At 62.9% G+C, this 14489-nt stretch carries 14 protein-coding genes and 1 riboswitch; of the genes, 11 read left to right on the top strand and 3 right to left on the bottom strand.

Going from position 1 to position 14489, the window contains the following annotated elements; genetic code table 11:
- Positions 1-20 precede the first annotated feature (20 nt).
- Positions 21-246: riboswitch (cobalamin riboswitch) on the top strand.
- Between the two features lie 124 nt (positions 247-370).
- From ACI3GR_RS05470 to ACI3GR_RS05420, 11 genes are all read left to right on the top strand, one after another.
- Positions 371-1159: a DUF4198 domain-containing protein gene (locus ACI3GR_RS05470; protein ID WP_407493069.1), complete on the top strand. Its 789-nt coding sequence runs from the start codon at positions 371-373 to the stop codon at positions 1157-1159.
- 3 nt (positions 1160-1162) lie between these two features.
- Positions 1163-1780 (top strand): cobalt transporter CbiM, encoded by a 618-nt coding sequence (cbiM, locus tag ACI3GR_RS05465; protein WP_407493068.1) that lies wholly within the window; start codon positions 1163-1165, stop codon positions 1778-1780.
- The gene (locus ACI3GR_RS05460; protein ID WP_407493605.1) at positions 1780-2358 is read left to right on the top strand and encodes a NikL family nickel/cobalt ECF transporter subunit; all 579 of its coding nucleotides are present in this window, start codon (positions 1780-1782) and stop codon (positions 2356-2358) included. The genes cbiM and ACI3GR_RS05460 overlap by 1 nt, the downstream gene beginning before the upstream one ends.
- A 3-nt stretch (positions 2359-2361) precedes the next feature.
- Positions 2362-3144, top strand: a complete 783-nt coding sequence (gene cbiQ / locus ACI3GR_RS05455; RefSeq protein ID WP_407493067.1) for a cobalt ECF transporter T component CbiQ — start codon at positions 2362-2364, stop codon at positions 3142-3144.
- Entirely contained in the window at positions 3131-3781 is a 651-nt protein-coding gene (locus tag ACI3GR_RS05450) for an energy-coupling factor ABC transporter ATP-binding protein (RefSeq protein WP_407493066.1), read from the top strand. Before cbiQ ends, ACI3GR_RS05450 begins: the two co-directional genes overlap by 14 nt.
- A 264-nt stretch (positions 3782-4045) precedes the next feature.
- On the top strand, positions 4046-5296 hold the full coding sequence (locus ACI3GR_RS05445; RefSeq protein ID WP_407493065.1) for a cytochrome P450: 1251 nt from the start codon (positions 4046-4048) through the stop codon (positions 5294-5296).
- Positions 5293-6375 carry a PEP/pyruvate-binding domain-containing protein gene (locus ACI3GR_RS05440; RefSeq protein WP_407493064.1) on the top strand — a complete coding sequence of 361 codons (1083 nt, stop codon included), beginning with the start codon at positions 5293-5295 and terminating at the stop codon, positions 6373-6375. The genes ACI3GR_RS05445 and ACI3GR_RS05440 overlap by 4 nt, the downstream gene beginning before the upstream one ends.
- 23 nt (positions 6376-6398) lie before the next feature.
- Entirely contained in the window at positions 6399-8210 is a 1812-nt protein-coding gene (locus tag ACI3GR_RS05435; RefSeq protein ID WP_407493063.1) for a PEP-utilizing enzyme, read from the top strand.
- Between the two features lie 113 nt (positions 8211-8323).
- Entirely contained in the window at positions 8324-8935 is a 612-nt protein-coding gene (locus ACI3GR_RS05430; RefSeq protein WP_407493062.1) for an HD domain-containing protein, read from the top strand.
- Positions 8935-9684, top strand: a complete 750-nt coding sequence (locus ACI3GR_RS05425; RefSeq protein WP_407493061.1) for an SDR family NAD(P)-dependent oxidoreductase — start codon at positions 8935-8937, stop codon at positions 9682-9684. Before ACI3GR_RS05430 ends, ACI3GR_RS05425 begins: the two co-directional genes overlap by 1 nt.
- Before the next feature lie 16 nt (positions 9685-9700).
- Positions 9701-10021 carry a 2Fe-2S iron-sulfur cluster-binding protein gene (locus ACI3GR_RS05420; RefSeq protein WP_407493060.1) on the top strand — a complete coding sequence of 107 codons (321 nt, stop codon included), beginning with the start codon at positions 9701-9703 and terminating at the stop codon, positions 10019-10021.
- 35 nt (positions 10022-10056) lie between these two features.
- Here the strand turns inward: ACI3GR_RS05420 and ACI3GR_RS05415 are convergent, their stop codons facing one another.
- From ACI3GR_RS05415 to ACI3GR_RS05405, 3 genes are all read right to left on the bottom strand, one after another.
- Positions 10057-11682, bottom strand: a complete 1626-nt coding sequence (locus ACI3GR_RS05415) for a thiamine pyrophosphate-dependent enzyme (RefSeq protein WP_407493059.1) — start codon at positions 11680-11682, stop codon at positions 10057-10059.
- A gap of 61 nt (positions 11683-11743) precedes the next feature.
- Positions 11744-12499: an SDR family NAD(P)-dependent oxidoreductase gene (locus ACI3GR_RS05410; protein WP_407493058.1), complete on the bottom strand. Its 756-nt coding sequence runs from the start codon at positions 12497-12499 to the stop codon at positions 11744-11746.
- Positions 12496-14487 carry an acetoacetate--CoA ligase gene (locus ACI3GR_RS05405; RefSeq protein WP_407493057.1) on the bottom strand — a complete coding sequence of 664 codons (1992 nt, stop codon included), beginning with the start codon at positions 14485-14487 and terminating at the stop codon, positions 12496-12498. The genes ACI3GR_RS05410 and ACI3GR_RS05405 overlap by 4 nt, the downstream gene beginning before the upstream one ends.
- Between the last annotated feature and the right edge of the window lie 2 nt (positions 14488-14489).

Genomic DNA, 14489 nt, shown 5'->3' with positions numbered 1-14489 from the left:
ACACGGCCTGCCCGATTGCCCATTACGGGGATGTGAACGGTTCTGTCGCGTGCAACATCACGCGGCAGGAGCAAAAGGGAATACGGTGAGGCGTACCCATCAGGGACCAAAACCGTAGCTGCCCCCGCAACTGTAAGCGGAGAGTGCGACCGACGATGCCACTGAGACCCCTTCGGGGCTATCGGGAAGGCCGGTCAGCGCGAAGACCCGCGAGCCAGGAGACCTGCCGTCACAGGATCGGGAAACCGATCTTACCCAACCGGACGCCGGGGTGAGCGTCTGGCTCGGCAGGTCCAAAATGACCCCCTGAGTCCAGCATCCCGTCTGTCCTTTCATCCGTGGGCCCGCCCACTTGCTTGAGAGGCATGACATGACACTAAACGGACCACTGCTGGCAGCCTTTGCCGCACTTGTCCCCCTTTCTGCGCAGGCGCATTTCGTGCTGCCCTATGCAGACAACGTTCAGATCGACCGCCCGGGGGATCTGCCCCTTGCGCTGGTCTTCTGGCACCCGTTTGAAAACGGCCATGTGATGGATATGGAGGTGCCGCACGGCTTCTACATGATCCACAATGGCGACCGGATCGATCTGGCCGACCGGCTAGAGGCCACGCCGTTCCAAGGCGCCCAGAACACTGGCGCCGGGTTTCGTGCTACGCTGCCTGTCAAACGATCGGGCGATTATGTGCTGGTGACGGAACCCGTGCCCTATCTGGAACCCAGCGAAGATAAATACATCCAGCAGTTCACCAAGGTCGTGTTCAACCGCAACGGGTTGCCCACTGACTGGGCCGACCCCGTTGGCCTGCCGACGGAAATCCTGCCGCTGGTGAAACCCTACAACGTCCTCGCCGGGTCGACCTTTTCGGGTCAGGTACTGCGCAATGGCGCGCCCGCTGCCGGGATCGAGATCGAAGTCGAATATGTCGCCGCCGTCCCCGATCTGGACAGCTTTGCGGCCAAACCCCCTACCGTCGGCCCGATGCCGGGGGGCGCAGTCGTCGTCGTCACGGATGCCAATGGCTATTTCAGCTTTGGCGTTCCGCGCGCGGGCTGGTGGGGCTTTGCCGCTTTGGGCTCGGGTCCCGTGACGGAACATGACGGCAAAGAGCTTAGCCAGGACGCCGTGTTCTGGATCCGCGCCTACGGGATGGAATAGCCCATGCATATCGTGGACGGAGCGCTGTCGAACCCGGTCGTCCTTGGCGGCGCGGTTTTGGCCGTGGGCGGCATTGCGATGGGCCTACGCCAGATGACGCTGGAACGGATCCCGGCGACGGGCATCCTGTCGGCCAGCTTTTTCGTCGCATCGCTGATCCATGTGCCAATCGGGCCGTCTTCGGTTCATCTGGTGCTGAACGGTCTGGCCGGGCTGGTGCTGGGATGGGCGGCCTTTCCCGCGCTGTTCGTCGGGCTGCTGTTGCAGGCGGTGTTCTTCGGCTTCGGCGGTCTGACCGTGCTGGGGATCAACACGCTGAACATCGCGGGGCCAGCGGTTCTGGCCTGGCTGATCTTTGGTCGCATGGTCGAACGTGGATCGCCCATGTCGGGCGCTGTCTGGGCGGGCATCGGCGGGGCCTTTGCCATCGCCGCGACGACCCTTGGCGTGGCGTTTTCACTGGTCCTGACGGGGGAAGAATTCCTGCCCGCGGCCCGGCTGGTGTTTTTTGCCCATATCCCCATCATGGTGATCGAGGCGCTTTTGACCGGCGCGGCTGTGCTGTTGATCCGCAAGGTGCGCCCGGACCTCTTTACTGCGGCCAAGGGGGTAACGCTATGATGCGGCCCGGTGTCTTGGCCCTGATGCTGTCCATGGCCCCGCTGCCCGCGCTGGCGCATAAGGTCATCTTTGGCGTCTTCCCCTCGGGCGACGCGATTGAAGGAGAGCTGGGGTTTTCCAACGGCGACATGGCTGTTGGAGCCGTGATCGAGGTCTATGACACTTCCGGCACCAAACTGGGGGACGCAACGACCGACGGTGACGGTTTCTTTCTATACACGCCGCAATCCCCCGTGGCGCATCAGTTCCGCGCCGATCTGGGCGCGGGCCATGTGGCCGAGGCGGTGATGCCCGCAGACGAGGTTGCCGCCATCCTTGGCGTGGCCAAGATCGACCCGCCCGCCCCTGCCGCGACCGCCGCAGCAACAGCGCCTTCGGTCATCGTCGCGTCGCTTTCCGACGCTGACCGGGCCGAGATCGCGACTATCGTCCGGGACGAGATGCGCCCCCTGCGGCGCGAAATCGCCGCCTACAAGGAAAAGAACGATCTGCAGACGATCCTTGGCGGGCTGGGCTATATCGCCGGGCTGTTCGGACTGGGCTTTTACATCGCCGCACGGCGCAGATTGGCAGGCTGATCCATGACCTACCGTATGACATCCGACGACACGGCCGATGTGCGGTTTACCCGCTGGCGGATCATTGATCTGGACCCCCGGATGCGCATCGTTCTGGCGGCGACCTTTGCATTGGTGGTCGTCGCGCTATCGGACCTGATGGCGCTGACGCTGGCGGTGCTGGTCGCGGTGGCGCTGCTGCCGCTGTCGGGCCTGCCCGCGAAACAGACGCTAAAGCGGATGGCTGGCATGGATGGGTTCATCATCTTCATGCTGCTTCTGATGCCGTTTTCCGTGCCCGGCACGCCGATGTTCACCGTCTTTGGCTTTGCCGCGTCATGGGAAGGTCTGTGGCAGGCCGTGGAAATCACCCTGACCGCCAACGCCGTGATCCTTGCGCTAATGTGCCTTGTCGGGTCGATGGAGCCGGTGACGATGGGCCATGCCTTGCACGCGCTGAAGGTGCCGGATCGTCTGGTGCAGCTGTTGATGTTTACCATCCGCTATATCGAGGTGCTGCGCGAAGAATACCTGCGTCTGCGCGCCGCGATGCGGGTGCGTGGGTTCCGGCCGGGGACCAATTGGCACACCTATCGCAGCTTTGGCTATCTGGTGGGCATCCTGCTGGTGCGGTCTCTGGAACGGTCAGAACGTATCCTTGGCGCGATGAAGTGTCGTGGCTTTACAGGCCGGTTCGTGCTGCTAGAACGGTTCCGTATGGGTGAACGGGACTGGATGTTCGCCGCCTTCATCATTGCCGCGCTGGTCATTTTGATCATGGTTCAGTTCCGCCATGCCATTGCTTGAGTTGCGCGACATCAGCTTTGCCTATCCCGGGCATGGGCTGGTGCTGGACGGCGCATCGCTGGTGTTGGAGCCGGGTGAACGCCTGTCCGTGACCGGCCCAAACGGCGTCGGGAAATCCACGTTGTTCAAGATCGCCGTCGGTCTATTGCGTCCCTCAGGCGGAGAGGTCGTGGCCTTCGGCGACCCGCGTCAGACCGAGGATGACTTCACCGAAGTCCGCCGCCGCATCGGCTATGTGTTCCAAGACCCCGACGATCAGTTGTTCAGCCCCACGGTGGCCGAAGATATCGCCTTTGGTCCGCTGAACCTTGGCAAATCCCGGGACGAAGCCATCGCAATCGTCGACGACATCCTGTCACGTCTGAACCTGACCCACCTGCGCGACCGCATCACCCATCGCCTCTCGGGCGGGGAAAAGCGTCTGGTCACCCTTGCCTGCGTGCTGGCGATGGAGCCTGAGGTGCTGATGCTGGATGAGCCGACGAACGCTCTGGACCCAGAAAACGAGGCTCGGCTGGTTGCAATCCTCGACACGCTGCCGCAGTCGATCCTGCTGGTCAGCCACGATCCCTTATTCCGGGATCGCATCGCGCCTCAGGGCTATCACCTGCAGGGCGGCAAGCTGACCCGCCGCTGACCCGCCGCTGACCCAAGCGCCCCGCATTTTCACCGATTAGAACCTGCGGGCGTTTCACCTGGTGGAAAGTGCCCAAAGGCTTGATTGCAAGGGACACCCCCCTGCCGTCTTCTTAGAAAGAAGGAGGAAACGCCCGTCCCAAGGACATCCACAAGACCGGAGGAGCGGTCGGCTGTCGCCGAGGCAGGCCATTTCCCAAACAAAAGCCAAAGCGACGTATCTAAGGTGAGTCGCAGGGTCCAAACGGCCCATTGGGAGGAATTTATGAACGCTCATGATCGCGTCCGGTCCACGGACGCCTTTGACCCGTTTGATCTGAACGCACCGCATGCTCAGTGGAAGTCGTTCCGGGAAGAAGAACCAATCTTTTATCACGAACCGTCGGGCTATTGGGTGGTGTCGCGTTACGACGACATCAAGGCCATCTTTGATGACTGGCAAACCTTTTCGTCCGAGAACGCGCAGAAACCCATGCGCCCGATGTGCGACGCCGCGCGCAAGGTTCTGACCGACGGTGGCTTCACCGCCTATTCCGGCCTGACCGCCCGCGTGCCCCCGGACCACACCCGTATCCGCAAGGTGGCCCAAGGCTGTTTCGGCCCGCGCCGGTTCAAATCGATCGAACCGCAGATCGCCGAGATCGTGGAACGCCATCTGGACGCGCTGGAAGAGGCGGGCAAAAACGGCGGCCCGGTCGATTTCTGGCAGGTCGTCGCCTACCCCGTCCCGGCCTATGTGCTGTTCACCCTGATGGGCATCCCGGATGAGGACGTGCCGAAGGTCAAACAATTCGGCGAAAGCCGCGCGCGGATGACGTGGTCGGACCTGACGGACGAAGAACAGATCCCCGTGGCGCATGACATGGTCGCCTATTGGAAATACATCCACGACCTGCTGGACATGCGCCGCGAAAACCCGGGCGATGATTTTCCGTCGGACCTGCTGCGCCTTCAGGCCGAAGGGGCGGACATCACCAACGACGAAATCGCGGGCGTTCTATATTCGACGCTGTTTGCGGGGCATGAAACGACCTCGACCTTCATGGGCAATTACGTGATCGAAGCGCTGCGCGACCGCGGTGCTTGGGACGCGGTTAAGGCGGATGCGTCACTGATCCCCAACGCAGTCGAAGAAATGCTGCGCTTTACCCCATCGGTCGTGGGCTGGCGGCGCAAGGCACGCCATGCGGCGACCGTGGGCGGCGTCGACCTGCCCGAAGGGGCCGAGATCCTGATGATCACCGGGTCCGCCAACCGCGACGAGTCGCAGTTCCCCGAGGGCGAAAGGCTGGACATCACCCGGACGAACGCGCGGACGCATTTGGCCTTTGGCTATGGCATCCACTACTGCCTAGGTTTCCAACTGGCCAAGATGGAAGGCAAGGCGCTGGTCGAACAGCTGGTCGCGCGCTTCCCGACCATGCGGCTCGCCCCCGGGTTTACGCCGGAATACAATCGCAACATCACTTTCCGTGTGCCGAAATCGGTCATGGTCGAATGGGACGGCATGGCATGAACGACCTCTATACCCTTGATTTTTCGAACATCTCTCACGCGGACTTTAACCGCGTGGGCGGCAAATGCGCGTCGCTTGGGGAAATGACCCAAGCAGGCGTGGCCGTGCCGCCGGGCTTTGCCGTGACCACGGACGCCTATCAGGCGATGCTGGATCACCACGGTCTGCGCGCTGAGATTGAGCGGGCGCTGGAAAAGGTCGATCCGGACAACATCGACGACGTCGACCGCGCCGCGCAGGCCATCCGCATTCGCATCCGGTCGCACCACATGCCGGCCGAGGTCGAACAGGCCATCCGCGACGCCTATGCCGCCATGGGGGATAACATGCCTGTCGCGGTCCGGTCCTCGGCCACCGCCGAAGACCTTCCCGACGCGTCATTTGCGGGCCAGCAGGACACCTACCTGTGGGTGCGCGGCGCGGACGAGGTCGTGCACCATGTCCGCGATTGCTGGGCGTCGCTTTATACCACCCGCGCGGTGGCCTACCGGGAAAAGAACGACATCCCGCAGGTCGATGTGCTGATGTCGGTTGGCGTGCAGAAAATGGTCAACGCCCGCGCCGCTGGCGTGGCGATGACGCTGGACCCGGGCACGGGCGACCGCACGCGGATCGTCATCGACAGCTCTTGGGGTCTGGGCGAAATGGTGGTGTCCGGCGTGGTGACGCCCGACAACTTCGTGGTCGAAAAGGTTTTGGAGGAGATCGTCGACCGCACCATTTCGGACAAGCACGTTGAGATGGTCGGCGATGCCGAGGCCGGAGAGGCGATCGAGCGCGAGGTAGAAGAAGCCCGCCGCAAAACGCCCAGCCTGTCCGACGCCGATGTTCTGGCTGTGGCCCGTCTGGCCAAACGTCTGGAACGGCAGAACAAATGCCCGCAGGACGTGGAATGGGCCATCGACGCCGATCTGCCCGACGGGGAAAACCTTCTGGCGCTGCAAAGCCGTCCGGAAACCATCTGGTCGCAGAAAAAAGCCGACAAACCAAAAACAACCTATGCCACGGGCATGTTGGGCATCGTGAATGTGCTGAACAACCCGCTCGGGGCCAAGAAGGCCGGAAACGGCTCGTTATAAGACCATTCAGGGAGGAGATACGAATGGACGCACAAACACCGCTGTTTCCCAGTGCCTACGACGTGGAGGCCCCGAAGGGCGCCGAGGACTGGAAAAGCATTTACCCCTACTACCTGCTGTTCAATCCGAACAAGCGCGACGTCGAGGATAGCAAGTTCTGGTTCTGCAACTCGCAGCACTGGCCGACGCCCTTCCGCCCGTTCGACACGATCATGGTCGATTTCGCGATCAAGGGGCTGGGGCAGTACAACACCCGCCACCTGAAGGTGCCGCCCGCGAACGGCATCGATTACCGGATCCTGAACGGCTACGTCTACTTCAACCCAATCGCGGTCGACCCGTCCGAAATCGAAGCCCGCGTGCCCGATTTCCTCGACCGTGCGGGCCATTATTACCAGAACTGGAACGAGCTTCTGGATCAGTGGAAGCAGAAGGTCAAAGCCAACATCGACGAGATGAACGCCATTTCCTTCGCCCCCCTGCCTGACATCGTGCCGGTCGAATGGGTCAAGGAAGGCCGCGGTCTGGACAACACGACCGAGTTGCTGGCCGCCTATGACGATGCAATCCAGAAATGCTATCGCACGTGGCAGTACCACTTTGAATTCCTGAACTTGGGCTATGCCGCCTATCTGGATTTCTTCGGGTTCATGAAAGAACAATTCCCCTCGATCCCCGATCAGGCCATCGCCAAAATGGTGCAGGGCGTGGACAGCGAATTGTTCCGCCCGGATGACGAGCTGAAGAAGCTGGCCAAGCTGGCGATCGAACTGGGTCTGGCCGATGTGGTCAAATCCGGCAGCGTGGATGATGCCTTGAAAGCGCTGGAAAACGCGGATGGCGGCGACAAGTGGCTGGCACAGTGGAAAGAGGCGCAGGACCCGTGGTTCAACTTTACCGCAGGCAACGGCTTCTATTCGTCCGACAAGTACTGGATCGAACATCTGGATATCCCGATGGGCTATCTGCGCGATTACATCGAACGTCTGGAAGCGGGCGAAACGATTGATCGCCCGACCGAAAAACTGGTGGCCGAACGCGACCGCATCACCAGCGAATACGCCGAGATGATGGATGACGAGGCGCGCGAAGTGTTCGAGGGCAAGCTGGGCCTGTCCCGCGTCGTGTTCCCCTACGTGGAAGACCACAACTTCTACATCGAACATTGGTCGCTGTCGGTGTTCTGGCGCAAGATGCGCGAGCTTAGCCAGCTGTTCGTCGATGCGGGCTATTGGAAGACCGTGGACGACATGTTCTATCTGAACCGCAACGAAGTCCGCGACGCGCTGTGGGATCTGGCACGGTCCTGGGCCATTGGCACCAACGATCAGGGCCCGGATTATTGGCCTGCGGAAATCGAACGTCGCCGGGGCATCATGGACGCGCTGGCGTCTCAGGCGCCCCTGCCCGCGCTGAACAACCCGCCAGAGGTCATCACCGAACCCTTCACGATCATGCTGTTCGGCATCACGTCCGACTCTATTGCGAAATGGACCAGCACGGGCGATGACGATGGCAGCCTGTCGGGCATGGCCGCGGCCCCCGGCACGGTCGAAGGCGTCGCACGTGTTCTGCGCAGCCCCGACCAGCTGTCGGAACTGCAAAAGGGCGACATCCTTGTCACACCTGTGACCGCCCCGTCCTGGGCCCCGGTCTTTGGCAAGATCAGCGCCGCCGTGACCGACATCGGCGGCATGATGAGCCACGCCGCCATCGTCTGCCGCGAATACGGTCTGCCGGCTGTGACGGGGACGGGCAACGCCTCGTCCCGGATCAAGACCGGTCAGAAGATCCGCGTTGATGGCAACACCGGCAAGGTCACGATCCTCGACTGATCTGGCACGAAAACTCCTGCCTTGGGGCGGCCGCGTCGCCCCAAGGGACCAACTAGAGAGGTAGGCGATCTGGTGCACCCTCTCAGCATCGGATCACATCAAGGAATGGCTTCATGACCACAACGGCAATCCTCTCGCCGCGCGATCTGGCCCTTTGGCAGGACGCGCGGTCTTTTCTTGATGTGCGCAACAACGACGAACACACGCTGGTGGCCTATGCGGTTGCCAAGGCCTTGCTGGCATTGACGCCAGAGGCCGACGAAAGCGTGGTTCTGCCTGCGGTCGTTCTGCACGACGTCGGCTGGAAGCGGATCGATCCGGCCCATCTGCTGGACGCGATCGACAAGAAACCGGGGTACGACCATCTGGTGCGTGACCACGAATTGCACGGGGTCGACATCGCGCGTGAGATTTTGGAACGCCACCGCCCCGATGGGGTCGATATCGATGCGGTGCTGGCCATCATCGACGGACACGACACAACGAAAGAAGCACGGTCGATCAATGACGCCGTGATGAAAGACGCCGACAAGGGCTGGCGCGCCACGCCCCACGGCATGAAGACGATCCGAGGCTGGTACGGCTGGGACCGCGCGCAATTCCTCGACATGCTTGAGGTGCGGTCGAACCCCAACATGCTGACCCCCGCCGGACGCGCCATAGCCGAGGCCTTCACCGCCTCGGTCCGGGCGGAACTGGCGCTAGATACTTACTTGGAGACTTAATGATGCGTGATCTGGGTCTGAAAGACGCCCGCGTTCTGGTAACGGGCGCCGCCGGAGGTTTGGGCCGTGGCTTTGCACAGGCCTTTGCGGACGCGGGCGCGCGGGTGATGGCCGCAGATCTGAACGCCGACGGGGCTGCGGAAACGGCTGACATCATCGGTGGTCTGTCAGCCGAGGTGAACGTCGCCCAATCGGACAGCTGCCGCGCGCTGGCGCAAACAGTGCAGGACCAGATGGGCGGGCTGGACGTGGTGGTGAACAACGCCGCGATCTATGCCGGGCTGGAACGCCGCCCGTTCGAAGAGATTGACGAAGACGTCTGGGACCGCGTCATGCAAGTGAACGTTAAAGGCGTCTGGCAGGTCACCCGCGCCATGGCCCCCCTGCTGCGCGATGCGGGTGGCGGGTCGGTGATCAACGTCGCCTCGGCCACGGTATTTTCGGGGTCTCCTCAGTGGATGCATTATGTGGCATCCAAGGGCGCGGTGATCGCGATGACCCGCGTGATGGCCAAGGAAATGGGCGGCGACAACATCCGCGTCAACGTGATCGCGCCGGGCTTTACCCTGACCGAGGCAAGCTATGGCCAGATGGCCGACGCGAAAAATTACGGCGTTGATCGCGCGTCGCTGAAACGCAATGCCGAGGTCGACGATATCACCGGCGGCGCGCTTTACCTCGCCTCTCCCCTTTCTGCCTTCACGACTGGTCAGACACTGATCATCGACGGCGGCAAGCAATTCATCTGAACTACGAGGACACGCAATGGTCAAAGTCACCTTCATCGAAGCCAGCGGCACCGAACGCCAGATCGACGCCAAGGAAGGCGAGCCGCTGATGTACGCGGCCCGGGATGCAGGCGTCGAAGGCATCATCGCGGAATGTGGTGGGTCGGCCATGTGCGCGACCTGCCATTGCTACGTGATCGACGCGCCCGACGGCAGCCTGAAAGACCCGCTGTCGGACGAGGCCGACACCATCGAATTCATGGCGAATGAACCGCAGGACAACAGCCGCCTGACCTGTCAGATCACCGCAACGCCCGCACTGGAAGGCGCGGTGTTCAAGGTGGCAACGGGGCGGTAACTGGCGGTAGCCCGGATTGGCCTAGGGCCGTCGCTTTATGTCAACGGCGCCGGATGGATGAACGGCCAGGGGGAGGCATCGCCGCCTTTTGGCACCTCTACTTCGATCACCACGGGCTGATTGGCGGCGATGGCTGCGGGCAGCACCTCGGCCAAGTCCTCGGGGCTGGTCACCTTGTGGGCCTCTACCCCGAAGCTTTTGGCAAGGTTGACGAAATCCGGGTTCTCTAGGTCCGAGCCGATCAATCGGTTGCCATAGACGGTCTGCTGATCGCGCCGCACGTTGCCATAGGCGGAATTGTTGAACACGATCGCCACGACGCCGATGCCGAATTGCTTGGCCGTTGCCAGTTCCTGCACGCCGAACATGAACCCGCCATCGCCCGACACGGACACGACAGCCTTGTCGGGGTTGGCGACCTTGACCCCAAGCGCGGTGTTGAAGCCAAAGCCCAAGTTGTCCTGATAGCCGCAGGTCACGTATTGGCGCGGTGCGTAGACGGGAAAACACATGCGGGCGGAAAATCCGACCTGACTGACCTCTTCCACGAAGAACCCGTCGCGGGGCAGCGCGTCGCGGATGACCCGCAGATAGCTTTCTTGCGGCTGGACGGCGCGGAACGCCTCGGTCGCCGCGTCGCGAAGGTCGGCGCATTGGGCACTGCGGTCGTCGGCGGTGATGCCCTGGGCCTGCAGCGCCGCGATCAGTGCCGCGACGCCGTCGGCGGCATCGGCCACAACCCCTAGGTCCGGCTTGAGCCGCACGAATTCCGTTGGGTCGATGTCGATGCGCAGAGTCTTCAGCCCCTCGGGCATCCAACGCCAGCGGAAATGCTGCAGCTCTAGCCGCGATCCGATGCCGATCAGCAGGTCGCAATCCTGCCAGTACTGCCATGCGGCGGGCGGCAGCAGGGACAGGGGATCATCCTCGGCCAGCACGCCCTTGCCCTGCCTGTGGGCGGTCACGGGGGCTTGGATCAGGCGGGCCAGCTCCGTCACCTGCGCCGACGCGTCCCGCGCGCCGCCGCCGACCATAATCAACGGGTTTTTCGCGGCTGCGATCATCTGGGCGGCTTGGGCGATCAGATCAGGATCGGGTTTGGGGGCTGGCGTCGGGGTCGTGGCTGCAGGTTCTGCCACCTCGGCCGCCATGCCAAAGACATCCCATGGCGCTTCGATCCCCACCGGGCGCGAGCGGCCCGAGAGCATCTGGTCAAACGCCTGATCCATCACGCTGGCCGCTTCGGTCGGGTGATTGATGCGTTCGGCCCATTTGGTCAGACCTTTCAGCGTGCCCAGATGGTCGGGCAATTCGTGTAGCTGCCCCCGCCCTTGCCCGATCAGGTGGGACATGATGTTGCCCGTCACGCAGATCACCGGCGCATTGGCGCCATAGGCCGTGCACAGTGCCGCGCCGGAATTCAGCAGACCCGGCCCCGGCACCACCGTGTAGGCCCCCACCCGCCCGGTCGACGCCGCGTAGCCATAGGCCATATAGCCCGCGCCCTGTTCGTGGCGGGTATGGATGAACCGGATGCCGTCCTGCCGCGCCAGGGCATCGTTAAAGTCGTACATATGCGCGCCGGGGATGCCAAAGACCGTATCGACGCCGTTGGCCTTCAGGCTGGCGGCAAGGATCTCTCCGGTGGTCATACGGGTCATGGGGCGGCTCCTGTTACTTAGGCTCGGCGCACCCTGCCACAGGCGTCGGGGCACCGCCAGATCAGCGCGCCAGGACGCCGCCGTCGATGACCACAGAACTGCCGGACATAAAGTCCGACGCCCGCGATGCCAGCATCAGCAAAGCGCCCGCGATTTCGTCCGCTTGGGCGATGCGGCCTGCCGGGGTGTAGGCGGCCATGGCTGCCGCGGCTTCTTCGGTGCGGGGGCGGCCTTCGGTGCGAAAAAAGCCGGGGCACAGGGCGTTCACTTGGATGTTGTGCGGCGCGTATTGCACGCCCAGCTCTCGCGTCAGATTGACCACCGCGCCCTTACTGGCGGCATACGCGGGGCGCGGGAACAGGCCCGCAGGTCCGACATGGCCCCACATCGACGCCACGGTGATAACCTTGCCGTGGCCTTGGGCGATCATCTGCGCCAAGGCGGGGTGCAGCGTGTTGTAGACACCGTCAAGATTCACACGGGTCACGCGCGCCCATTCCGCTGGAGCCGTGTCGTGCAGCAGATCGCCGGGGCGATCCGACACGCCCGCATTGGCGACGCAGATGTCCAGCGCGCCCCATCTATCGACGATCTGATCCACCGCCGCCGACATCGCTTGCGCATCCGTTACGTCTGCCGGGATGGTCAGAGTGTTGTCCAACGCCTCGCACCGGGCCAAGGCGTCAGCGTCCGTGTCCAGACAGGCGACCTTGGCCCCGTGATCCGACAGCGTCTTGGCCATGGCAAACCCAAGCCCCGCCGCGGCCCCGGTCACCAGCGCGACGCGGCCGGTGACGTCAAAGGGCGAAACGCTCATCCCCGACGCTTTGCCGCGAAACTGGCGAACCAGTCCAGCGCGTCAGGGTTGCGGGTGGCATCGCGGCTGGCGACCTTGTCGGGGGCGACCCCCAGCAGCAGCTTGCGTACTGGCACCTCCATCTTCTTGCCGGTCAGAGTCATCGGGATTTCCGGTGCGGCAAGGATCACATCGGGCACATGGCGGGGCGAGCGTTCGCTGCGCAGCCTTTGCACGATCTCTTTGGTCAGCGCATCGTCCAGATCTGAACCGTCGGCCATCTGCACGAAAAGCGGCATGAAATACCCCCCACCCTCTTCTTCGATGCAGACCACAAGGCTGTCGGTGATCTGGGGGAAGGTTTCGATGGTGCGATAGATCTCGGCCGATCCGATGCGCACGCCAAACCGGTTTAGTGTCGCGTCGGACCGCCCCAGCACAAAGCTGCCGCCGTGATCGTTGAACATCACCCGATCGCCGTGCCGCCAGACGCCGGGATAGGTGTCGAAATAGCTGTCGGTATAGCGGTCGAACCCCTCGTCGCCCCAGAAGAACAGCGGCATCGACGGCATGGGGGAGGTGATGACCAATTCGCCCACCTCATTGCGGACCTTCTGGCCATCCTCGGAATAGGCGAAGGCGGCGGTGCCTAGGGCGGGCGCCTGAATTTCGCCTGCGCGCGTGGGCAACAAAGGCGAGCCGGCCAAAATGCCAGAGCAGAATTCGGTCCCGCCCGATTGCGAACTGGCCCAGATGTCGCGGCCAATGGCGGCATAGGCCCAGTCGAAGGTTTCCGGGGTCGACGGCGATCCGACCAGCATCACCGATTGCAGCGCGGACAGATCAAACTCCTGCCCCGGTTCGATCCCCTGCTGGCGGACCATCTGGATGTAGGTGGGGCTGACGCCCAGCACACTGGCCTTGGCATCGGCGGCGATGCGCCACAACAGACGGGCGTCGGGATAGGCAGGGTGGCCGTCATACAGCACCGCGCGGCCATCCATCAGCGGCCCCCACATCAGCGTGTTCCAAACCATCCAGCCGGTTGTCGAATAGAAGAACAGCGCACCGCCCTTGGCGATTTCAAAGTGGAAGGCGGCGGATTTGTAATGCTCTAGCACGATGCCGTGGTGGCCATGCACGATGGGCTTTGGCAGCCCCGTGGTGCCAGAGGAGAAGAGCACCCAGAGCGGATGGTCAGACGGCACACGTTCGTATTGGAAATCAGCCGCTGCGATGTCGGGGCCAGACAGCATGTCATCCCATGTCAGCGTGTCGCCAGTGAACTGCGGCGCGGCGGACGCACCGGGCAGATAATCCAGCATCACCAGGTGTTTTGCCGTGGGCAAAGCGTTCAGGATCTTGGTCAGGTCGCCGGTTCGGTCGTAATCCTTGCCGCCATAGCGATAGCCGTTCACCGCAAAGACCAAAGTCGGTTCGATCTGGCTGAAACGGTCGATGACGGTCTGGGCGCCAAATTCGGGCGCGGCGGACGACCATGTTGCACCGATGGCTGTCACCGCAAGGCAGGCGATCACCGTTTCGGGGATGTTGGGCATATAGGCGACCACGCGGTCCCCCGGCCCCAGCCCCATGTCACGCAGCCGGGTGGCCAGCCGCCGCACCGCGCCGCCGACCTCGGCCCAGCTGGATGTGCCAGCCTCGCGGCATTCGGCGGAATGGTGCAGCATTACACGGGTCGGATCACCGTCGTTTTCGCGGCGCAGAACGTGTTCGGCATAGTTCAGACGCGTGCCCGTGAACCAGCGGGTCCGGGGCATGGGCGCGTCGGTCATGACCTCTTCGATCTCTCCATCGTGGAGAATGTCGAAGTAATCCCACAGCGATTGCCAGAAGGCCGCAGGCTGATCCACCGACCATTGCCAAAGGTCCCAATAGCCCTCAAAGCTGTGCCCCCGGTCGGCCAGCCACGCGAGGTAGGCAGTGATATTCGACGCTTCAAGCCGCGCGTCAGAGGCCTGCCAGATGATGTCTCCGGTGTCGGTCATAG

Source organism: Pseudooceanicola aestuariicola, from assembly GCF_045763785.1.
Taxonomy (GTDB): domain Bacteria; phylum Pseudomonadota; class Alphaproteobacteria; order Rhodobacterales; family Rhodobacteraceae; genus Pseudooceanicola.
This window is presented reverse-complemented; position numbering and strand designations above follow the sequence as displayed.